The sequence below is a fragment of the Staphylococcus sp. M0911 genome, assembly GCF_003491325.1.
Classification (GTDB): domain Bacteria; phylum Bacillota; class Bacilli; order Staphylococcales; family Staphylococcaceae; genus Staphylococcus; species Staphylococcus warneri_A.
The window spans coordinates 462,250-484,242 of sequence record NZ_CP022881.1 but is presented as its reverse complement, the minus strand read 5'-3'; the positions used below and the strand labels follow the sequence as shown (position 1 = coordinate 484,242).

The following is a 21,993-nucleotide window of genomic DNA, read 5'->3' as shown; positions in this document are numbered from 1 at the left end:
CTGTCCCACTCCCTTTCATTATGCTTCTTTTTTAGCAAAGTGAATATTCTTTAATGTAAGGGTAACGACTAATCCTAGAAAGCCAATCAATGCACTTGTGTAAGTCACTGCATGTACTGATAGGTGTGATACAACTAAACCACCGATTATGCCACCCATTCCGATACCTGCGTTTAAGCTAGACATATTCCAACTCATCACCTGGCTTGTATCTCCTTCAACATGTTCAATGAGACCACTCTGTACTGCTGGATTCGTACTCCATTGCATAATATTCCAAACAAATAATCCAATTAATAGTATGATAGTACCGGATAATATGAAATTTAAAACAAGCATCATAACAATAAATATCGTAATAGAGATAATTAACCAACGCTTACTTGTCCATTTATCTGCAAAGATACCTCCCAATGATGTACCTATCACACCTGCAACACCATTAATTAATAGCGCTAGTGATACAAATGACATTTCATGTCCGTTTGATAGTATCAGTGGATTAATATATACAAATGTGACTGAGTTCGCTACTAAAATTAAAAATGTAATTATAATAAATTTAGCTACTTCAGCTGGACGTAACACTTTAGATGTAACCTGATTAGAATGGTCAGCATCTGCATGATTTGCATGACTCAATTCATGTTCTTTAGGTAAATACATTATCATTAGTATACCTACAATGACACTGACAGCGACAATAAATATAAAAGTAAAACGCCAACCTACCCAATCGCCTATTAATGTTCCAATAGGTACACCAAACACGTTGGCACCACTAAATCCTGAATAGACAACACCAATCATCTTACCTCGATTCTTAGGTGAAGTTAACATGGCAGTCAACGCAAGTACCTTAACAATAATGAGTGATGCTGCTGCAGATGACAAAATACGTCCTATCACTAAAATAGTGAAATTAGGCGCTATTGCTATAATTAAATTCCCTATAATAAAAGTTACTAATGTCCAAAGTAATACCGATTTAGCTTTAAAACGTTGCGTCACTTTAACCAGAATCGGTCCACAAATGGCAAATGTTAAAGCATATAACGTAACAAGTTGGCCAATGACGGCTTCAGATACATGTAAATCTTGGCTCATTAAATTCATAATACCTGCTACCATCATCTCGACCATACCAACGATAAACACACTAAAAATGAAAGTAACGATACGCATCATCGACATTTTTCATATCCCCCTTTCATAAATTTTTCAATGTTTATAGCATAAAAAAACAGCTACAAACCCATTTAACTAAGATAAGTAACTGTTTCATTATATAATATTTTTTCATTATTTTGTTTGTCAGGAAATCAAAAGTTTAAAACTTTTCTTCATTAATCAGGTGATTAATAAGCTCAAGTGCAATGATAATAATAATTGCTCCAAAGACACCCCCATTTACAAAATACGAATTATGTAAGAGTGTCTCCATCCCAAAATCAACATTTAATGTATTTTCTATTAATACCATAATAAATCTAAATATGTTGTATATAAATAATATTAACAATATAAAGGATAGTATATATCCTATAACTTTCATTTCTGACACCCTCTACTATAATTTATTTTGGTATCCTTCTTTTTCTTTCTTTCTTCTACAAAATATAATAATGTAGCACACGTCGAACCACCTAAGATTGTGCTAGGATATTCTAAAATCATACTTAAGAAAGCTATTTGATAGTATATTGCTATACTACGCAAAGTAAATAAAAATAATGTAGCAATGATAAAAAAGCATGACATTTTAAATACTAATTTCATCAAACCATCTCCTTAACTTATATCTAACTTTATTTTATTTAGTCATCATAAATCAGCATTTATTTATAGTTTAAATTTTCCTTAAATCTTAAAAAGATAATAGTTTAACTATTTAAAAAGGATTAAAATGAATGCAAGAGGTGTAAAAAATGAGTAGCCAAATTTTGATTATTGAAGATGATAAAGATATACAAGAATTAATAAAATTATCTTTAACAACTAAAGGACTATCATCTATAGACACTGCAGATGATATAAATGAAGGACAGCGTCTTATTAACCAAAATCATTACCATGTCATACTATTAGATTTAAACTTAAAATCGGAAGATGGTTACGAATTAATGAAATTTGTGGACCTATCACAAACATCCGTTATTGTGGTGACTGCTAAAGAAGAAAATTTGGAGTTATACAGAGGATTCGAAAAAGGCGTTGTAGATTATATCAAAAAACCTTTCGATCCCATGGAACTATACTATAGAGTATCTCTTCATTTAAAAGACGACTCAAATGATTTTTATCAACTTGGAAATCTAAAGGTCAATTTTAAAAGCGGAGACGTTTTTGTTAATCATAAACCAGTTTCACTTACGGCTAGAGAACTAGATTTACTATATTTTTTTATTAGTAACAAAAATCAAATTCTATCTAAAGAACAAATTTATTCAAAAGTATGGGGCTATGAAACATTCGTAGATGATAATACATTAATGGTTCACATTAGAACATTACGACGTAAAATTGAAGAAAATCCTAATCAACCAAAGTTTATCAAAACAATGCGTGGCAAAGGTTACATATTTAAGGGTGAGAATCATGAATAGACGATTTTTACTAAAATTCTTCAAATATTTAGCTGTATACTTATCTTTGACAATCATCATTGCAATGATAACAGTTACAGCAATAATAAATGTAACGATTAAAGACATTTATAATAATCTAAATAGTATTGAACCAGATTTTTTTATTTTTAACGAACCCATAGATAAACCATCACAACATATCAAAGACTTAGCTAAAAAAGACCATGCCAATATATATTACACGGATAAATATGGTCATATTTTATATCCAAATAAGCTAAAACATAAAAATATTAAACCTATTATCTTAGACAATATTAACTATGCTAATGCTGTCCCAACATATAAAGATGAAAGAACCTATTTCGTTTTTATTTATAAAAATCACAGTAGTATAAATATAGCAAATAAGAATCAAATCCAATCACGCAAACTACTACAAAGTGTGACCACCCATGATTATAATAAGTATGATTACAATTATCATAATAATAAATTAAGTTTTCGACTAAACCATAATAAGCGTCCTATTTTAAATAAAGATCAAATCAATGATGATCCAACAGATAATTTAAAAGAAGTTCCCTTAATACTATTAATCACTATAATTATAGATGTCTTTTTAGCACTGATTACATCTTATTTAGTATCAAAGCGTTTAACAAAACCATTAAGTTATTATATTGACTGGATTAGTAATTTGTCTCACGAAAAATTGCACCAACCAACAACTAAAGGTAATATCAAAAAATATAGTAAGACTTTCCCAGAATTACACACATCTCTAACTACGTTAAATCAACAATTGTTGCAAGATAAAATCTATCAAAATCAGATTCATTATTATAAATCAAAATGGATTTCTCAAATATCTCATGATTTAAAATCTCCACTGACATCTATTTATGGTTATTCTAAAATTATTGAGGTCAATCAATCAAATCAGAAATATGTAGCGCTTATATCTGAAAAAGCTAAGTATATGGAAGAATTAATACAATCATTAAACAAAGACTTTGATAATGAAACAAATCAAATGAAAAATGATAAAGAGAGTTTTCCAATTCAAAGTACTGTAGAAAAATTTGTACAAACGCTTGGTTATGAAAACATTGATTTAACCTTCCTATTTGATTATGACGAATCATTTTATGGTAATAAATTATACTTTGAAAGAACTTTGATTAATCTTATTGAAAATAGTATCGAACATAATAATCGTAATCCAAAAATAGATATATTATTCGATAAAATTGAAAATACCCTTTTAATCGACTATAAAGATGATGGTAAAGGCATTTCAAATATTAATGATGATATATTCAAATCAGGTTATAGTACAAAAGAAACTCAAACAGAAAATCATGGTTTAGGATTAACTATAGTTAAAGAAGCTGTTGAATATCATAATGGAACAATTCATATTATTCCTTCTCAAAATGGTGTACATTTTAAAATCAAATTTATTTCAACAATATAAAAATAGCCAATCAATGAAAAGTCCTCTAATCATTGATTGGCTATTTATATTGTAAATTTCATTAACTTGACTTAATGTCTGTATTTCTTGCGATTAATTGGTGTCTCGCATTGAAGAATTGGCCGTAACTCATGTATGTGGCAATGAGTGCTGACATAATCGTAGCTGTTGTATGAATAAAGACCACTAGCAGTTGGAATTTAATGGCTTGTAATGGCGGTACTCCACCAATAATCAATCCTGTCATCATACCTGGTATAGAGACAAGCCCATATGTTTTAACGGAATCAATTGTTGGCACGATAGCTAATCTAATACTTTCTCTAATTGATGATTTAGAAGCAAGTTTGGGTGTTGCAGCTAACGTTAATTTAGATTCTATTTCGGAAACATCTTGTACAAATGCACGATCTAAATTTTGATAGGCTAAATTAATCGCAATTAAACCATTATTGGCTAACATCCCACCTATTGGTATCACTTCATTAGCTGTAAAATCAATGGCCCCTGTTGCAATCGTACCTGCTAATGGTAATGCCGTACCTACAAATATTGCAACAAATGAAATCCAAAACACATGATGCATTACTGGGGATGCACGTTGAATGGTATTCCAAGATGCATTGATGATAATCACTAACACGCATAAGATGAGTAACCATTTATCATTTATTTTAAAAATATAATGCAGTAAGAAGCCAAGAATGAGCAATTGAATGGTCGCTCTTATCGTTGCTACCACTAAATCTTTAATAATATGTAAGCCTTCCTTATAAGAGATGAGGATAGGGATAAACAATAACAACGCTGTTAAACATAATGCTGTATTACTCATGTTGATTCAACTCCTCAATCTTATCAATTTCACCATCAATAATCGTCATTCTCTTTTGAAAATGTCTCATACTTTGGTCATCACTATGTGTAATCCATAAAATGGCAATGCCTTCTTTTGCCATTTTAAAAATAATATCTTCTACGCGTTCTTTATTATGTGTATCTAAAGCACTTGTCGATTCATCTAGTAATAAGACTTCGGGGTCAAACATTAATTGTCGTGCAATCGTGATGCGTTGTTTTTCTCCTCCTGACATATGTTCAGTTTCTGCAGATAAATCATAGTCACCTAGCCCTACTTTTTTTAAAAGGTTAAGGGCTTTATCTTTATCAAATACTTGGTCTCTCGCTTCTGAAGGAAACTTCATATTATCTTCAATCGTTGTACCTATCATCTCACTTTGTTGCATTAAGTAACTTACTTTCATACGAATACTTTCAGGTGCGTAGTCATGATAAGGTTTACCGTTTAAATACAATGTGCCCGATGTAGGTTCAATCAAATGATTAAGTTGCTTTAAAAGTGTGCTCTTTCCACTTCCGGAAGGTCCAATAATCGCTATAGTGTCACCTTTATCCACCTTGAAATTAATATCCTTTAAAATTGTTCGGTGATCCGCTTCATAAGTTAAATGTTCAATTTCTAATAACATGTTACACGCTCCTTTAAATCCCATTACACTACTCATTCCCATTTTACTACGTTAAATAACAATATAATTAATTTTTATGATAATTTAAATTACAAAAAAAGAGAATGTGCTTTTATACACATCCTCTCACTATTTATTTTTAACAATTTATAGAGTAAATAAAATCGCTATAAAAGAAATCGCGTTGTGAATCATATGAAGGGCAATCGAAGCTGCTAAATTACGTTTCGTAAGGTGATAAGCAGCCACAAAACCACTTGCCATAATTACATAAGGTCCTAATTCAAATGGAGATTGCGCTTCTGTCACATGTACCCCTGCAAACAACAGAATTGAAACCACATACATCAGGCCATATGTTAGTTTCTTACCTAACTCGTGAATCAATAAATGCCTGAACAACAGTTCCTCTACTATAGGTGTCACAATGACAATATCTAGAAACAGTACCGGCCACATCCATGCAGAAGTAAACATTTTTTCTAACATTTTATTATTTTCTGTATCGCTAAATTGATATTTCTCTGGTAAAAATTCAACCATTATACCATACAACATATTCAATAAGTACATGATAACGATAATAATAATTAAAGTTACAATATATTTTTTAAGGTCTTTCACTCTTTGGATAGCTAGTGGAATGAGTGTCTTTTGATGCATTAAATAAAATAATAATAGGACTAAGCACATACCAACAAAACCAAATACAGTAGCAAAATTAATACCAATTTCATTAACCCTACTATCAGATTTGATTTCCAGTGATATCGCAACGATGGCACCAATCATCATACCAATCATTGGAAATACGAATTGTCCCACAATAAGGTAAGCCACTATCAGCCAAAAATCTCTTTTAACTATCTTCTTAGATGCAAATTCATTTTGTTGTTGATGCGAATCTATGGGTTGTTGTGTAGATTGGTTTTCCATAAATGACTCCTTTTCACTCTAAAATTAGTTTTACATGATTAACATTTTAAATAGCATGATGATAAATAACACGCATTGTATACCTGCTTGATAAAGATATGCCGCAGCTAAATTCATACCTGATTTAATATAAATCACTGTTGAACCGAATGCCATTATTAAAAATGGCAACATTTCCCACACACTCATCATATCGTACACATGAACCATAGTCTCAATCATAATAGAAAGTATGATTGTTACAGCGGTAGGCCATTTCTTACTTAATTCATGTATGATGATGTGTTTATAAATAATAACCTCAACCATCGGACGTAAGATAACCATTGATATCATGGTAAAACATAGTGCTGATGGATAATGAAATAATCCCTCAACTCTTCTTTCATATTGTGTTGGCCCTATACCAAACATGTTAAAAAGCCATCTCAATAGGCACATTACTATAACGACGCCGATAATGGTTAACAATATATGTAAGGTCTTGTTTCGAGCATAGTGTAACTGCCTTTTCATGACTTGAGCAATATCAAATTTATGCATCGCGAAAAAGATAAATAATACTAAAAATTGGGCTAATACAAATCCAATACTTAAAGATAAGTTATATAAAAACTGGGCTGGTGGTTTTTGAGTGATCATGGCTGTTAATCCTAGTGTTCCAAACACAATTATGATAGGTACCACCATTTGAAATAATATGTATATCGGTATGATTAAAAAATCTTTTTTCATGATTTGTGGTTGGTTCCATATGTCACGTTGTCTTTGCTGTTGACTCATGTGTCACCTCCTCAATCGTATTCTATCATAATTACTTTATCATTTTATGATTCATATTAATACATTATTTAAGTTAACTTTCCTAATATAAATATTTCATAAATTTATACAATTAAAATTCTACAATATAAATTTAACCGGTTTCATTGTAAAACATAAAGAAAAGTGTATCATAGTGTTGGAGTAATGATTAAGGGGGGCATTTTAATGAGTGTACTGACTACAATGCAGTTTATCGTCAACATCATTATTATGATTTTTTTATTGGGGGCATTATTGCTAGGTATCATCTGGCTAATCAAAGATAAAAGACAAACACAACATAGTGTATTAAGAAACTATCCACTATTAGCTCGTATTAGATATCTTTCTGAAAAAATGGGACCAGAACTTAGACAATATTTATTCTCTGGTGATAATGAAGGTAAACCATTCTCTCGTACAGATTATAAAAATATTGTACTAGCAGGAAAATACAATTCAAGAATGACAAGTTTTGGGACAATGTCAGATTATGAAGATGGTTTTTACATACAAAATACTATGTTTCCACTACAAGCGAGTGAATTAAAAGTTGATAATACGACACTACTTTCAACTTTTATTTACCAAATCGAGAATGAACGCTTATTTAGTCGTGATGAACATCGTAAAAGTAAGCAAGTGGATCCATTCTTTTTAACTGATGACAATGCGGTAGTTCTTGGTGAACATCTAGAACATCCTTATAAGATTAAACGTTTAGTTGGCCAATCAGGTATGAGTTACGGTGCTTTAGGTAAAAACGCTATCTCAGCTTTATCTAAAGGTTTATCTAAAGCCGGTACATGGATGAATACAGGTGAAGGTGGTCTATCAGAATATCATCTTAAAGGTGATGGCGATATCATTTTCCAAATTGGGCCAGGGCTATTCGGTGTCAGAGACAAAGCGGGTAATTTCAGTAAAGAACAATTTAAAACAGTGGCTGAACGTAAGAATGTACGTGCTTTCGAGTTAAAATTAGCGCAAGGTGCCAAAACACGTGGTGGACATATGGAAGGAAATAAGGTGAATGAAGAAATCGCTAAAATCCGTAATGTAGAACCATTTAAAACGATTAACTCACCGAACCGCTTCGAATTTATTCATAATGCTACAGACTTGCTCAATTGGGTAGACGAAATACAACTACTAGGCCAAAAGCCAGTTGGATTTAAAATTGTTGTCAGTCGTGTTGAAGACATCGAGACACTAGTCAAAACCATGGTGAAACTAAATAAATATCCAAGTTTCATCACTGTGGATGGTGGCGAAGGTGGTACTGGTGCAACATTCCAAGAGCTTCAAGATGGTGTTGGATTACCTTTACTAACTGCCCTACCTATCGTGTCAGGCATGTTAGAGAAATATGGTGTACGAGATCGTGTCAAAATTTTTGCATCAGGTAAACTTATCACACCAGACAAAATTGCTATTGCTCTTGGTTTAGGTGCCGATTTAGTTAATATCGCGCGTGGCATGATGATTAGTGTAGGTTGTATCATGAGTCAACAATGTCATATGAATACATGTCCTGTTGGTGTTGCTACAACAGACCCAAAGAAAGAAAAAGGATTAATTGTTGATGAAAAGCAATACCGAGTAACCAACTATGTCACAAGTTTACATGAAGGTTTATTTAATATTGCTGCAGCTGTGGGCGTATCAAGTCCTACAGAAATCACTGCAGACCATATCATTTACCGAAAATTAGATGGTGGCACACAAACCATCCACGATTACAAATTAAAATTACTATCATAATAAGGTGTACATACAAGGCGATTACTTTACAAGTGGTCGCCTTTTTCTGTGCTTTTATCATAGACACTCATCTATATAGATGGTAATCTATATATGTTTTGGAGGTCATTATGTCATATCAACAATTAGCATCTATATTAAAAGTATTATCCGATGAAAATCGATTGGAAATTTTAGATATTTTATCATGTGGTGAACTATGTGCGTATGATTTACTACAACATTTTGAAATTTCCCAACCTACATTAAGTCACCACATGAAAGTTTTAGTTACATATCAATTTGTCACAACTAGAAAGGTAGGCAATAAACACTTTTATCAATTAAATCATGAATTTTACACACAAATCATTGATAATTTAAACCTTATTAATACAACACATGATCAGTGTGTATGTCAGTCAGTGAAACGAGGTGATCATTCATGTTGACAACCCTTGCTATCGTCATATTCCTTATCACACTCGTCTTTGTAATTTGGCAACCGAAAGGATTAGATATTGGTATTACTGCTGTCATTGGTGCCATCATCGCAATCATTACAGGTGTTGTTAGCCTTTCAGATGTAGTTGAAGTGACTCAAATTGTTTGGAATGCCACACTCACCTTTGTCGCAATTATATTGATATCGTTAATTCTAGACCAAATCGGCTTTTTCGAGTGGGCAGCATTACACATGGTGCGAGCATCTAAAGGTAACGGTCTCATCATGTTTGTTTTAATCATGATTCTTGGTGCGATTGTCGCTGCTTTCTTTGCCAACGACGGTGCTGCATTAATCTTGACCCCTATTGTTTTAGCTATGGTCCGTCATTTAGGATTCAATGAGAAAATGGTCTTTCCATTTATTATTGCAAGCGGGTTTATCGCAGATACGACGTCGCTACCAATGATTATTAGTAATTTGGTTAATATTGTCTCAGCCGATTACTTCGGCATAGGTTTTGGTGAATATATGAGTCGTATGATAATACCTAACCTATTCTCATTAATCGCTAGTATCGTTGTTTTATGGATTTATTTCAGAAAATCAATTCCGAAACGTGTCGATACCACTCATATCAATCATCCGTCATCTGCCTTAAAAGATATACGTCTATTCCGCATCTCATGGATTGTCCTTGTAGTATTGATGATTGGCTATTTCGTAAGTGAATGGCTACAAATACCTGTTTCATTGATTGCGGGTGCCATTGCCATCATTTTTATTTTACTCGCACGACAATCCAAAGCCGTTCATACGAAACAAGTCATTAAAGGGGCACCATGGAATATTGTTATCTTTTCAATTGGTATGTATCTAGTCGTTTTGGGCTTGAAAAATGCCGGTATCACAACTATATTAGCTGATACACTATCACATATTTCCGTTCATGGTTTATTCGCAAGTATTATGAGTATGGGCTTTATCTCAGCTATTCTCTCTTCAATGATGAACAATATGCCAACTGTCTTAATTGATGCGATTGCGATTGGTCAGTCAGGCGTATCTCATTCACTTAAAGAAGGTATGATCTATAGTAATGTGATTGGTTCAGATTTAGGTCCTAAGATCACACCGATTGGTTCACTAGCGACATTATTATGGTTACATGTATTAGCACAAAAAGGTGTCAAAATTTCTTGGGGAACATATTTTAAAACAGGTATTGTGATTACTATTCCAGTCCTATTCTTCACATTACTAGGCTTATATTTAACGTTAATTATTTTTTAATAAGGAGTTCTAAACATGACAAAGAAAATCATTTATTTCATTTGTACTGGCAATTCATGTCGTAGTCAAATGGCTCATGGCTTTGCTGAAAATATTTTAGATTCAAGTTGGGAGGTATATTCAGGCGGTATTGAAACACATGGTGTAAATCCAAAGGCTATCGAAGCTATGAAAGAAGTTAATATCGATATTTCACAACATACATCAGATTTAATACAACAAGATATTCTAAATCGTGCTGACTTAGTCGTTACATTGTGTATCCATGCTGATCAACACTGTCCTACTATACCACCATCAGTAAAGAAAGAACATTGGGGCTTCGACGACCCAGCCGGTAAAGATTGGTCAGAATTCCAACGTGTTAGAGATGAAATTAAAGTAGCTATCGAAAACTTTAATCAACAACAATAAAACACATAAAATAAAAAGCCAGTACATGCGATAGCAATTGCATGTACTGGCTTTTATTATTAATCGTCATGGTCGGTCATATTACTTTTTTCTTTCAAACCATTACGTTTCTTTTGGCTAACTGTTTTATCTAAACTTACTTTATTATTTTTACCTTTGACTGATACAAAGCCTAATTTTTTCTTCAATTGATCGATATTAGCTTTTTCGTAATCGATATCTATATGTTCCACAGCTTTATCATCTTTGTAATCAATTTTGAATGATACACCTTTGTCACCTTTAAATGCCTTCTCATCTTTCTTTAACATATCTTTGGCTTGTGCTTTATCAATACCTAAATCATCATATTTCAAAGTACCTATTGTAGATTGTTTCAATACTTCGTCACCTTTATATGTAAGCGACGTGATAATCTGTTTACCATTAACGTCACCCTCGAACGTTTTCGTTTGCTCTTTACTACAAGCAGCTAGTGTAATCGCACTTAATGCGATAACTACTAGAAGTGAAACTAGTTTTTTCATATGATCGCCTTCTCTCACTTGTTTGTTGGGGCAATGGTACCATTACCTGATTTATTATTGATATTAATATACCCTTATTCCTTAAACATTTCCATCAATACATATCATTAAATGTCCTATGTTAAACTATATGTAACTAATGATTGGGAGGATGATGGTATGACTGAGTCTATACAATTACTTAAAGAACTGACTGCTGCCAATGGTATTGCAGGTCGAGAAATGCAAGTGAAGTCTATAATGAAACATTATTTATCACCAATAAGTGATGCAATCGTAGAAGATAATTTGGGTGGTATATTCGGTAAAAAGACCGCCACAAATGGTTCTAAATCTATTTTAATATCAGGACATATGGATGAAGTGGGTTTCTTAGTAACTAAAATTGATAAAGATGGTTATTTATCATTTAATCCAATTGGTGGTTGGTGGAACCAAGTCATGCTTTCACAAAAAGTGACTGTAACAACAGATGATGGTAAAGCATTAAGAGGTATTATCGGTTCTAAACCACCACATGTACTATCTCCTGAAGAACGTAAGAAAACCGTAGACATTAAAAATATGTATATCGATATTGGTGTGAATAGTAAGGAAGAAGCTGAGCAAGCCGGCGTGTCAGTTGGCAATATGGTCACACCATACAGTGAATTCGAAACACTAGCGAATGATAAATATATGACTGCTAAAGCATTTGATAATCGTTATGGCTGTGCATTAGCTATCGACGTTCTCAATGAACTAAAAGATGAAACGATAGATATTAACTTATATTCAGGTGCCACAGTACAAGAAGAAGTTGGATTACGTGGTGCGAAAGTGGCTGCACAAACCATTCAACCTGACTTAGCCATTGCGGTTGACGTGGCAGTGGCATTTGATACGCCAGGTTTGTCGGGTCAAACAAGTGACAGTTATTTAGGTGGGGGCCCTGTTGTCATTATGATGGATGCTTCAAGTATCGCACACGAAGGATTACGTCAACATGTCAAAGAAGTCGCAAAACAACATCATATTGATGTTCAGTGGGATACTACACCTGGTGGCGGTACTGATGCAGGTAGTATTCATGTTGCGAATGAAGGTATTCCTACAATTACATTGGGTGTCGCCCTTCGTTATATGCACTCTAATGTATCGGTCATTCATAAAGATGATTATGATCGTTCAGTACGTCTTGTTGCTGAAATTGTGCGCTCATTAAATGATCATACGTATAACAATATCAAATGGTAAGCTAATCCTTTGGGAGGTGACTTTATGAGACTATTTGGCCCTTTAAAATGTTCTCATTGTCAATGTGAACTTAAAGAAGATGATCCTATCTATATTAAAGTTAAAGGTAATGATCTTCATGGATATACTCACTTAGGCGGTTGGGCCGACCAACAATATAAGTTATGTGAAGCATGTGCAAAGCAACTCAAATAAATTTAAAGCCAAGATGTCACTTATTTCCTGGGACATCTTGGCTTTTTGCTTATATATGATTATTTGATTGATTTCTTCCAACTATCATCACTTAACATTTCACCTGGCCATGTATATGCCATCATGCCACCATCAATACGAATCGTTTCACCTGTAATAAATGAACTATCGTCAGACGCTAAGAATGTTACTAATTTACCTACTTCATCTGGTGTACCTAAGCGTCCTAATGGTGTCACCCATTTTTGATTTTCACGGAATGTTTGCCCCGCTTCATCTTGAGCCGTACCAGCTAAATTATCTACTAATGGTGTTTCTATTGTGCCCGGTGCAATCGCATTAGCACGGATATTGTCACGACCATATTCAATAGCAATGGATTTCGTAAAGTTAATCACTGCACCTTTAGCAGCATTATAACCAGAACGATAAAGATCTGCTGCTTGCCCAGAGAATGAAGCCGTATTAATGATTGAACCACCATTATCCATCATTAACGGTAAAAGGAATTTCGTTACTAAGAATGTACCTCTCATATCTACACCCATAATTTTATCAAATACTTCAACTGGGTATTCATGAATACGTCCTGCACCATTATCAACACCCGCATTGTTAAATAATATATCTACATGCCCAAATTCCGATTTAATTTGGTTTGCAAAGGTTTGAACTTGTTGCTCATCAGAAATATCTACTTGAAATGCTGTCGCTTGTCCACCTTGTTGTTTAATATCTTCAACTGTTTGATTTAATTGATCAGAAATGTCTAAAGCCAAGACGTGTGCACCTTCTTGGGCTAATACATTGGCAGAAGCTTGACCAATACCTGTACTTGCACCTGTCACAACTGCTACTTTATTCTCTAAACGTTTCATATAACGTCACTCTCCTCAATATTTTCCTAAAATGAAATCTTAGTATTGTTGTTCCACTTTCATAATAGGACTAAACGCCGTAATGACAATGATAACGCTTTAATTCAAAATAAATACTTCAGATCTTGATCACACATATTGAATTTACATTTACTAACGAATCATATATACTTCTTTTTAAATTTCAGAAAATTCTTATCATTATATGTAATATTTGCTATACTTTTAGATAATTTAACTAAGGAGTGGTTCATGAATGGCAACAAACTCAAAGCAAAAACCATCAATCGTTAGTAAATTTTTAAATGGGGTCGAATGGGTAGGTAATAAATTACCTGATCCAACGGTACTCTTCTTCTTAATGTGTGTCGGACTTGCCATTATTACTTGGTTTGTTTCTCTATTCAATGTTTCCGTCAAACATCCAGGTAACGGCGAAACTATTCATATCAAAAGTATTCTAAGCCATGATGGCTTTGCCATGATTATGAATGATGCTATTAAGAACTTTTCTGAATTCCCTGCCCTTGGGCTTGTACTAGGCGTCATGATTGGTATTGGTGCCGCTGAAAAATCAGGTTATTTCGATAAACTCATGATTTCAGTGGTCAATCGAGCACCAAAGAAGTTAATCGTCCCTACCATCATTTTGATTGGTATCGTTGGTAGTACAGCTGGTGATGCAGCAACGATTATCTTACCACCTTTAGCAGCAATGCTATTTATCAAGATTGGTTATCACCCTATCGCAGGTCTAGCAATGGCGTATGCATCTGCTGTTGGTGGATTTGCTGCCAATTTAGTCGTAGGTATGCAAGATGCGTTAGTCTATTCATTTACAGAACCAGCTACAAGAATTGTATCTGAAAAGATTAAAACCAATGTAGCTGTGAACTGGTATTTCATTGCAGCCAGTGTAGTTGTGTTATTACCTACCATTCACTTAGTGACAACAAAGTTAATTATTCCTAGACTTGGTAAGTATGACGATTCAGATGCACACGATGATATGGAAGAGACGTCTTCTCATATCACACCTGTTGAGAAAAAGGCATTATTTTGGGCTAATATGAGTTTCATCGTCTTACTTGTGTTACTCATCATTTGTGCCATTCCAGAGCATAGCTTTTTAAGAAATGCTAAAACAGGCAGTCTACTTGATGATGCACCTTTAATTAATGGTGTCGGTCTCATTATCTTAGTCATCTTCTTAGTACCGGGTGTGATATACGGTGTCTTAAGTCATGAAATTAAAAACACTAAAGATTTAGGACAAATGATTACTGATTCAATGTCATCTATGGGCTCGTTCATTGTCATTGTATTCTTTGCAGCACAACTCCTCGCCTTCCTAGAATGGAGTAACCTTGGTGTAATTACAGCAGTTAAAGGTGCCAAATTACTACAACATCAAAATGGTATTGTACTGATTATTGGTGTCATCTTCCTAAGTGCACTCGTCAATATGCTAGTGGGTAGTGCCTCTGCTAAATGGGGTATTTTAGCACCAATCTTTGTGCCAATGCTTATTTTAGTCGGCTTTCACCCTGCCTTTACTCAGGCTATATATCGAGTAGGCGATTCCATTACTAATCCAATCACACCAATGATGCCTTACCTACCGTTGTTGTTATCTTATGCTCAAAAGTATGATAAAAACATGAAACTCGGCACCCTACTTTCAAGTCTAATGCCATATTCAATCGCCTTAACGATTGTATGGACACTATTCACACTCATTTGGTTCTTACTAGGTATTCCAGTCGGACCCGGTGGACCACTACATGTAAAATAAATAGATTGCATCATCTTTAAGCCACTTCCAACAGACATGGAAGTGGCTTATTTTCAAGTACAATTAAGAAAGAAAACATGTTGAACTTAGACAATCTTTTTTGATTTACAAAAAGATGAAATTTTCTTAGAAAAATACCTTAAAATTCTTTTCATTTTATATAACTCATGTAAAATGAAATTAAATAGGGGTATGACAATTGTTCCCATAAAACATAGGAGGCAGTGATGGAAGAACGTATTGGTTTAATAGATATTGGTTCAAATACCATTCGTCTTGTTATTTTTGGATTTGATAAAGACACAGGTCTAAACGAAATCCTTAATATTAAGACGCCCGCACGTCTAAGTCAGTATTTAACTAAAGATAACGATATGAATGACGAAGGGATTCAAGTACTTACAGACGCGTTAAGTAGCTTTAATAAAGTAGCAACGACATTTAAAGTAGACGAATTACATCCAATTGCAACTGCAGCAATTCGTCAATCAAATAATCAACAAGATATTATCAAAAAAGTAAAAAAAGACACAGGTGTAGAGATTAAAATCGTTCCTGAAGAGGATGAAGCATTTTACGGCTATTATGCCATTTCACATACAACTGATATTGAAGATGGTGTCTCAGTTGATATTGGTGGCGGATCTACAGAGGTCACTTTATTTAAGGATAAAAAATTAAAGGCTGCACACAGTTTTCCATTTGGTGTTGTATCGCTCAAACGTCAATTCTTTGGTGACAAAGATCATAATGATAAATCAGCGATTAAAAGTATGGAGAAATTCTTATCAGAGCAATTCGGTCAACTTGACTGGCTTAATGATCAAGATGTCGCACTTGTTGGTGTAGGTGGCTCAGCACGAAATGTAGCTCGAATTCACCAGTCAGAGCATTCTTATCCTATTGGTGGTGTTCATAACTACACGATGTCAGATAGAGATATCGAAGAAGTCTATGACTTAATTCGTAAAAGCTCAAGAGACGACTTAACTAACCTAGACGGATTAAGTCGCGACCGTGTAGACATTATCTTACCTGCCGTTTCAGTCTTTAAAACACTATATAAGAAAGTGGATGCGACTCAGTTTACTTTCTCAAGAAAAGGTATTCGTGAAGGTTATGTAATGAATCTCATTCGTCAACGTTATCCAGAAGAATTTTCAAAAGATAATGTAAGACAAGATGCTTTACGCCATTTAGCAAACGAATATCACATTGAAGCAAGCAGTGCTAATCGTCGTCTTAAACTAGCAGAATCACTATTATCGCAACTATTAAAACGTTCAGATCTGAAATTAAGCGACAAAGATAAAGAGCTCTTCGTTGAAGGTGCCTATCTTTATTATTTAGGTAGTTTTATCGATTCTGATTCAAGTTCACCACATACCTACTATCTAATTGCTAACTCAATGATCAACGGCTTTTCACATAAAGATCGTGTTAAGTTAGCATTACTTGCAAGTTTTAAAAATAAATCACTACTTAAGTTCTACTGCAAAGAAACACATTGGTTCGGTAGTAAAGAGACCGAAACGATTCAAGCCTTAGGTGGTATTATCAAATTTGTGAATGCACTCAATATTTCTCATACAAGCTTTGTTGAAGAAGTTGAACTCAAAGCGAAGAAAGACGATAAATATGAGCTTCACGTGTTCTACAAAGGGGAACCCATCGCCGAAGAATATCAAGCAAATCGTCAGAAAAAACATATTGAAAAGATATTAAAAGGTAAAGTCACGATCGTCTTTACAAAATCTTAATAATTGTATGGTACTTTTAAACTACATGAGTATATAAAAAACGATGAGGTGTTTTAAGCGTATGCAAACTCAATTGGGAGAAAAGGATATTAATTTACCGCAATACTATAACAACCGGGAGTTAAGTTGGTTAGACTTTAACTATAGAGTTTTAGAAGAAGTCTATGATTTTAGTAATCCACTACTCGAGAAATTAAATTTCGTATCAATTTTTAGTTCGAATTTAGACGAATTTTTCATGGTGCGTGTTGCAGGACTTAAAGATCAGGTCAAAATGGGCTATGATAAACCTGAAAACAAAGCACAAATGACACCTCAAGAGCAATTAGAAGCTATAAAAAAGAAAAATACAGAGTACGTTAACATTCAATACAATCGCTACAATGAATTAATTGAAGAGTTACGTAACTATGAAATTGAAATGGCTCAACCTGAGGACTTATCAGAATCACTATTAAATAGACTAGATCATGAATTTAAAACGAAAATTCTACCTACATTAACGCCATTAGGTATAGATGCCTATCATCCATTTCCAAAATTGAATAATAAAAGTTTAAATATCTTTGTAGATATCGATACAGAAGATGCAATTAATTCAGCAATTGTTCAGATTCCATCATTAATACCTAGATTTTTAACTTTAAACGAGGGGTATAAGCAATATGTGTTAATGGTAGAAGATGTTGTTACATTCTTTATTAATCAACTGTTCGTTGGTTACGAAGTATTAAATACATTTGCTTTCCGAATCACAAGAAATGCAGATTTAACCATTCACGAAGACGGTGCAGAAGACTTATTAATTGAAATCGAACGCTTCTTAAAAGAACGTAAAAGTGGCTCAGCCGTACGTTTAGAAGTGGATGGTCGTACTGCTGTACGTGAAGATATTGGTTGGATTATGGATCAACTTGAAGTTAAAGATGACGACGTCTATTTTGTAGACGGTCCTTTAGATTTAACTTTCTTATTTGGTTTAGTTGATCACTTATCTCATAAGTTAAGTTATTTAACTTACGATAAATACACACCACAAGTGCCTCGTTCACTTGGCTATAACAACATTTATCAATTAGCTTTGGAACGTGACATTTTCTTCCACCATCCATATGAATCATTCGAACCTATTGTCGATTTTATTAGAGAAGCTGCCGAAGATCCAAATACCATTGCAATCAAACAAACGTTATATCGTGTAAGTAAAGATTCCCCTATTATCAAGAGCTTGAAAGAAGCTGCCGAAAAAGGTAAACAAGTAACGGTCCTTGTCGAATTAAAAGCACGTTTCGACGAAGAAAATAACGTTCATTGGGCACGTATGTTAGAAGACGCGGGTTGTCACGTCATTTACGGTATGACACATCTGAAAACACATAGTAAAATCGCACTATTCGTGAAGAAAATAGCTGGTGAATTAACATCATTTGTACATCTTGGTACAGGGAACTATAACGACAAAACTGCTAAATTGTATACAGATATGAGTATTATTACGACAAATAACGAAATTGCTGAAGATGCGATTAACTTCTTTAATTATTTAAGTGGCTATTCAGTTAAACCACAATATAACAAGTTGATTGTGGCACCGTTTGATATACGAGATGTCTTTATTGATCGCATTGATAAAGAGATTAGTAGTCACTTAGAACATGGTAATGGGAAAATCATGATGAAGATGAACTCATTAACAGATAAAGCAATTATTGAAAAATTATTTGAAGCCTCACAAGCTGGCGTGAAAATTCAATTAATCATTCGTGGCATTTGTTGTTTAAAACCAGGCATCCCTGGTATCAGTGAAAATATTGAAGTTGTAAGTATTGTTGGTAGATTACTTGAACATTCTCGAATTTATTACTTCCATAATAATGGAGACGAACGTATCTACCTATCATCAGCCGATGTAATGACACGTAATATGATCAAACGTGTAGAAATCTTATTCCCTGTAGAAGATAAAAACATTGCCGCACGTTTATTAAACTTTATGAACTTACAACTATCTGATAACCAAAAAGGTCGTTATCAAGATCAATATGGTAATTATCATTATATCGAAAACAATTCGTCACCTTTAAATTCTCAAGCCTACTTGATGCAAGTTGCACTTAAATATGGTCAAGAATTAAAACGACAAAGCGCGCAACCATCCGGACGTGCCGTGCGTTCTAAACGAGGTGGCAGTTGGGTTAGTCGCTTACGCGATACGCTCAAACGTTAATTTAATCAATCAAGGGCTGGAACGACAACGTTCCAGCCCTTTTACTTATTTTTCAGGATATTGATACCAATGTTTTAAAAATTGATATAGTACATCGCTATATTTTTTAAGTTCTTCTTTTTGTATTTTTTCATTAACGCTATGCGCCTCTTCTAGGCTGCCCGGTCCATATAAGATAGTTGGAATATCAAAATGTGCAATCCAACCACCATCAGTCACTGTCGTACTCATACCATATTTTAATGAAGTTTGATGTACCGATTGATGTGCTTGTTGTAATTGATGAAAACCAGGGTGGTCTACGGGCACTGTAAAACTTGGGAATATTTCTCCCTTATCTTCAATCATAGATGTACCGCCCCACTCAAATTCAAGTGGATTGTCCTTTAGCCACACATCAGCTTGTGCCACACGATTTAAATAATCTTCGATCTCAGTTACTACATCTTCGTATGACTCATTTGGTAAATAATGTACTGTAATCCATAATCGACATTCATCAGCAATAAATGCTGGGTGTCTGCCACCTTCAATTACTGCAGGATTAATAGTATTGGCCCCTGCTGGCATATCTGGATAATGCTTCATTACAGCCCAATGTCGTTCGAGTTCATTCAATGCTTGGATGATTTTAGTCATTTTTTCAATGGCACTCGCACCAAATAATCCACCACCTGCGTGAATCGTTTGATGACGGGCACCATCATGTATTGTGTTCTTACTTTTAACTGTAATCCAACCTGTAATGACACCGCCCTGTCCTAGCGCTTGATTTTCACTTGTATCTAATACAAGCGCTAAATCACCTTTAGGTCCTACTTCACACGCACGTTTAGTACCTGCTTCTCCTACTTCTTCACCAACCACTGACTGAACAATGATGTCACCTTTAGGTCGATGTCCTTCTTGATGCAATCGTTCTAAAACATAAAATAAAGATGACATCCCACCTTTCATATCACTGACACCTCTACCATATAACCAATCTTGGTGCTCTGTAAGTTGGAATGGTGGATACGTCCAGTATTGATCATCTTCTACAGAGGCAACATCGATATGACCGTTTAAAATTAATTTAGGTGCTTGGGCATCTGTGCCTTTAAGTGTGCCAATAACCACACTATCATGCTCGTACATTGTTTCACGTTGTATGGTAAAGTCAAGTTGTTTCAACAACTGTACGATATCATCTTGTAATGGATCGGTGTTCCGACCTGGTGGACTTTCCGTTTGATAACTGACTAACCATTCTAATAACTCAAATTGACGTTGATTCAATTTACATCCCGTCCTTCATGTAAAATGATTTTATTAAAACGTTTACAATTTAAGTCTATCATGGTTAGGATTTGAATTAAATATTATACAGGTCGTACAGTTACTTCGTTAACATTCACATGACTAGGTTGTGTTAATGCATAAATGGCAGCATCAGCAATATTTTGTGCTTCTAACTTTTTACGACCATTAAAGTCGTAATGCTCTGTTAATGGTGTTTCAACCATACCTGGTGAAATGCTAGTGACTTTGACACCTGTTTTGGCTAATTCTTTTTCTAATCCTTGAGTAATCGTATGCATTGCTGCTTTCGTGGCACTGTAGATCGCACTACCTTTCGTTACTTCAAATCCTGAAATAGATGCGATATTAATAATATGACCACTTGATTGTTCTAATAACGTTGGTAATGCAGCTTGCACTGTATACAATGTTCCTTTAACGTTCACATCAATCATTGAATCCCAATCTTCTACTTTATAATCTGTGATTTTAGAGGATTTCATTTGACCTGCACTATTTACAACGATGTCTAATCCACCAAAACTTGTTTTAGCAGTATCAATTAATGATTCTACCTCACGTTGATTCGTTACATCTGTAGCTACCACTTTAACTTGATCGCTATCAAATTTTGTAGCAACTGCATTGAGTTTATCTGTATTTCTTCCAGCTAAAACAACTTTAACACCTTGTTCTCCTAGAGTAGTTGCGATTGCTTCACCAATACCGCTTCCTGCACCTGTTACGACTGCGACTTTATCTTTTAATTGATTCATCTTCAAAACTCCTTTTTATTTATCATTATTTTATAATTACCAATGACACTACTAAGTTAAACGTTTGTGAATTCAATCTATTTAATAGTAAGTTTCAAACATTTGAAAATCATGATTGTAAAATT

At 34.1% G+C, this 21,993-nt stretch carries 20 protein-coding genes; 11 read left to right on the top strand and 9 right to left on the bottom strand.

What is annotated here, in order from left to right; all coding sequences use genetic code 11:
- Window positions 1-18 precede the first annotated feature (18 nt).
- Window positions 19-1,194: an MFS transporter gene (locus ssp1_RS02195; RefSeq protein WP_075778570.1), complete on the bottom strand. Its 1,176-nt coding sequence runs from the start codon at window positions 1,192-1,194 to the stop codon at window positions 19-21.
- Between the two features lie 734 nt (window positions 1,195-1,928).
- Here ssp1_RS02195 and ssp1_RS02180 point away from each other — a divergent pair.
- On the top strand, window positions 1,929-2,606 hold the full coding sequence (locus tag ssp1_RS02180; protein WP_002450388.1) for a response regulator transcription factor: 678 nt from the start codon (window positions 1,929-1,931) through the stop codon (window positions 2,604-2,606).
- Window positions 2,599-4,068 carry a HAMP domain-containing sensor histidine kinase gene (locus tag ssp1_RS02175; protein WP_075778567.1) on the top strand — a complete coding sequence of 490 codons (1,470 nt, stop codon included), beginning with the start codon at window positions 2,599-2,601 and terminating at the stop codon, window positions 4,066-4,068. Before ssp1_RS02180 ends, ssp1_RS02175 begins: the two co-directional genes overlap by 8 nt.
- A gap of 61 nt (window positions 4,069-4,129) precedes the next feature.
- On the opposite strand, the gene ssp1_RS02170 is transcribed toward ssp1_RS02175, so the two are convergent.
- From ssp1_RS02170 to lnsB, 4 genes are all read right to left on the bottom strand, one after another.
- Entirely contained in the window at window positions 4,130-4,903 is a 774-nt protein-coding gene (locus ssp1_RS02170) for an ABC transporter permease (protein WP_075778566.1), read from the bottom strand.
- Window positions 4,896-5,558: an ABC transporter ATP-binding protein gene (locus tag ssp1_RS02165; RefSeq protein WP_002450391.1), complete on the bottom strand. Its 663-nt coding sequence runs from the start codon at window positions 5,556-5,558 to the stop codon at window positions 4,896-4,898. The genes ssp1_RS02170 and ssp1_RS02165 overlap by 8 nt, the downstream gene beginning before the upstream one ends.
- Window positions 5,559-5,705: 147 nt before the next feature.
- The gene (locus tag ssp1_RS02160) at window positions 5,706-6,494 is read right to left on the bottom strand and encodes a CPBP family intramembrane glutamic endopeptidase (RefSeq protein WP_075778564.1); all 789 of its coding nucleotides are present in this window, start codon (window positions 6,492-6,494) and stop codon (window positions 5,706-5,708) included.
- Between the two features lie 30 nt (window positions 6,495-6,524).
- A complete protein-coding gene (lnsB, locus tag ssp1_RS02155; protein ID WP_075778563.1) occupies window positions 6,525-7,277 on the bottom strand; it encodes a CPBP family lipoprotein N-acylation protein LnsB in 753 nt (250 codons plus the stop codon).
- A gap of 207 nt (window positions 7,278-7,484) precedes the next feature.
- On the opposite strand from lnsB, the gene ssp1_RS02150 reads away from it, so the two are divergent.
- From ssp1_RS02150 to arsC, 4 genes are all read left to right on the top strand, one after another.
- Window positions 7,485-9,062 carry an FMN-binding glutamate synthase family protein gene (locus tag ssp1_RS02150; RefSeq protein WP_118828099.1) on the top strand — a complete coding sequence of 526 codons (1,578 nt, stop codon included), beginning with the start codon at window positions 7,485-7,487 and terminating at the stop codon, window positions 9,060-9,062.
- Window positions 9,063-9,172: 110 nt separating this feature from the next.
- The gene (locus tag ssp1_RS02145) at window positions 9,173-9,493 is read left to right on the top strand and encodes an ArsR/SmtB family transcription factor (RefSeq protein WP_075778562.1); all 321 of its coding nucleotides are present in this window, start codon (window positions 9,173-9,175) and stop codon (window positions 9,491-9,493) included.
- Window positions 9,487-10,779, top strand: a complete 1,293-nt coding sequence (arsB, locus tag ssp1_RS02140; protein WP_162886113.1) for an arsenite efflux transporter membrane subunit ArsB — start codon at window positions 9,487-9,489, stop codon at window positions 10,777-10,779. Before ssp1_RS02145 ends, arsB begins: the two co-directional genes overlap by 7 nt.
- Before the next feature lie 15 nt (window positions 10,780-10,794).
- A complete protein-coding gene (gene arsC, locus ssp1_RS02135; RefSeq protein ID WP_075778561.1) occupies window positions 10,795-11,193 on the top strand; it encodes an arsenate reductase (thioredoxin) in 399 nt (132 codons plus the stop codon).
- Window positions 11,194-11,252: 59 nt separating this feature from the next.
- Here arsC and ssp1_RS02130 read toward each other — a convergent pair whose 3' ends face one another.
- Window positions 11,253-11,720 carry a YehR family lipoprotein gene (locus ssp1_RS02130; RefSeq protein WP_075778560.1) on the bottom strand — a complete coding sequence of 156 codons (468 nt, stop codon included), beginning with the start codon at window positions 11,718-11,720 and terminating at the stop codon, window positions 11,253-11,255.
- Window positions 11,721-11,879: 159 nt separating this feature from the next.
- Between ssp1_RS02130 and ssp1_RS02125 the strand changes: the two genes are divergently transcribed.
- Window positions 11,880-12,956 carry a M42 family metallopeptidase gene (locus ssp1_RS02125; RefSeq protein ID WP_107536126.1) on the top strand — a complete coding sequence of 359 codons (1,077 nt, stop codon included), beginning with the start codon at window positions 11,880-11,882 and terminating at the stop codon, window positions 12,954-12,956.
- A 24-nt stretch (window positions 12,957-12,980) separates the two neighbouring features.
- Entirely contained in the window at window positions 12,981-13,151 is a 171-nt protein-coding gene (locus ssp1_RS11885) for a hypothetical protein (protein WP_162886112.1), read from the top strand.
- Window positions 13,152-13,210: 59 nt separating this feature from the next.
- Here ssp1_RS11885 and ssp1_RS02120 read toward each other — a convergent pair whose 3' ends face one another.
- A complete protein-coding gene (locus ssp1_RS02120) occupies window positions 13,211-14,029 on the bottom strand; it encodes an SDR family oxidoreductase (RefSeq protein ID WP_118828098.1) in 819 nt (272 codons plus the stop codon).
- A 256-nt stretch (window positions 14,030-14,285) separates the two neighbouring features.
- On the opposite strand from ssp1_RS02120, the gene ssp1_RS02115 reads away from it, so the two are divergent.
- The 3 genes from ssp1_RS02115 to ssp1_RS02105 all read left to right on the top strand — a co-directional run bounded on the left by ssp1_RS02115 (window position 14,286) and on the right by ssp1_RS02105 (window position 19,811).
- Window positions 14,286-15,824: an AbgT family transporter gene (locus ssp1_RS02115; RefSeq protein WP_118828097.1), complete on the top strand. Its 1,539-nt coding sequence runs from the start codon at window positions 14,286-14,288 to the stop codon at window positions 15,822-15,824.
- A 227-nt stretch (window positions 15,825-16,051) separates the two neighbouring features.
- On the top strand, window positions 16,052-17,584 hold the full coding sequence (gene ppx / locus ssp1_RS02110; protein WP_002450403.1) for an exopolyphosphatase: 1,533 nt from the start codon (window positions 16,052-16,054) through the stop codon (window positions 17,582-17,584).
- 61 nt (window positions 17,585-17,645) lie between these two features.
- The gene (locus tag ssp1_RS02105; protein ID WP_075778556.1) at window positions 17,646-19,811 is read left to right on the top strand and encodes an RNA degradosome polyphosphate kinase; all 2,166 of its coding nucleotides are present in this window, start codon (window positions 17,646-17,648) and stop codon (window positions 19,809-19,811) included.
- Window positions 19,812-19,856: 45 nt separating this feature from the next.
- On the opposite strand, the gene ssp1_RS02100 is transcribed toward ssp1_RS02105, so the two are convergent.
- Window positions 19,857-21,089: an acetylornithine deacetylase gene (locus ssp1_RS02100; RefSeq protein ID WP_075778555.1), complete on the bottom strand. Its 1,233-nt coding sequence runs from the start codon at window positions 21,087-21,089 to the stop codon at window positions 19,857-19,859.
- Window positions 21,090-21,172: 83 nt separating this feature from the next.
- Window positions 21,173-21,868 carry an SDR family oxidoreductase gene (locus ssp1_RS02095; protein WP_075778554.1) on the bottom strand — a complete coding sequence of 232 codons (696 nt, stop codon included), beginning with the start codon at window positions 21,866-21,868 and terminating at the stop codon, window positions 21,173-21,175.
- Window positions 21,869-21,993: the final 125 nt, after the last annotated feature.

Bases quoted from the DNA above. Each gene is read 5' to 3' on its own strand.
- ssp1_RS02195 (WP_075778570.1), bottom strand. From the start codon at position 1,194: ATGTCGATGATGCGTATCGTTACTTTCATTTTTAGTGTGTTTATCGTT.
- ssp1_RS02180 (WP_002450388.1), top strand. From the start codon at position 1,929: ATGAGTAGCCAAATTTTGATTATTGAAGATGATAAAGATATACAAGAA.
- ssp1_RS02175 (WP_075778567.1), top strand. From the start codon at position 2,599: ATGAATAGACGATTTTTACTAAAATTCTTCAAATATTTAGCTGTATAC.
- ssp1_RS02170 (WP_075778566.1), bottom strand. From the start codon at position 4,903: ATGAGTAATACAGCATTATGTTTAACAGCGTTGTTATTGTTTATCCCT.
- ssp1_RS02165 (WP_002450391.1), bottom strand. From the start codon at position 5,558: ATGTTATTAGAAATTGAACATTTAACTTATGAAGCGGATCACCGAACA.
- ssp1_RS02160 (WP_075778564.1), bottom strand. From the start codon at position 6,494: ATGGAAAACCAATCTACACAACAACCCATAGATTCGCATCAACAACAA.
- lnsB (WP_075778563.1), bottom strand. From the start codon at position 7,277: ATGAGTCAACAGCAAAGACAACGTGACATATGGAACCAACCACAAATC.
- ssp1_RS02150 (WP_118828099.1), top strand. From the start codon at position 7,485: ATGAGTGTACTGACTACAATGCAGTTTATCGTCAACATCATTATTATG.
- ssp1_RS02145 (WP_075778562.1), top strand. From the start codon at position 9,173: ATGTCATATCAACAATTAGCATCTATATTAAAAGTATTATCCGATGAA.
- arsB (WP_162886113.1), top strand. From the start codon at position 9,487: ATGTTGACAACCCTTGCTATCGTCATATTCCTTATCACACTCGTCTTT.
- arsC (WP_075778561.1), top strand. From the start codon at position 10,795: ATGACAAAGAAAATCATTTATTTCATTTGTACTGGCAATTCATGTCGT.
- ssp1_RS02130 (WP_075778560.1), bottom strand. From the start codon at position 11,720: ATGAAAAAACTAGTTTCACTTCTAGTAGTTATCGCATTAAGTGCGATT.
- ssp1_RS02125 (WP_107536126.1), top strand. From the start codon at position 11,880: ATGACTGAGTCTATACAATTACTTAAAGAACTGACTGCTGCCAATGGT.
- ssp1_RS11885 (WP_162886112.1), top strand. From the start codon at position 12,981: ATGAGACTATTTGGCCCTTTAAAATGTTCTCATTGTCAATGTGAACTT.
- ssp1_RS02120 (WP_118828098.1), bottom strand. From the start codon at position 14,029: ATGAAACGTTTAGAGAATAAAGTAGCAGTTGTGACAGGTGCAAGTACA.
- ssp1_RS02115 (WP_118828097.1), top strand. From the start codon at position 14,286: ATGGCAACAAACTCAAAGCAAAAACCATCAATCGTTAGTAAATTTTTA.
- ppx (WP_002450403.1), top strand. From the start codon at position 16,052: ATGGAAGAACGTATTGGTTTAATAGATATTGGTTCAAATACCATTCGT.
- ssp1_RS02105 (WP_075778556.1), top strand. From the start codon at position 17,646: ATGCAAACTCAATTGGGAGAAAAGGATATTAATTTACCGCAATACTAT.
- ssp1_RS02095 (WP_075778554.1), bottom strand. From the start codon at position 21,868: ATGAATCAATTAAAAGATAAAGTCGCAGTCGTAACAGGTGCAGGAAGC.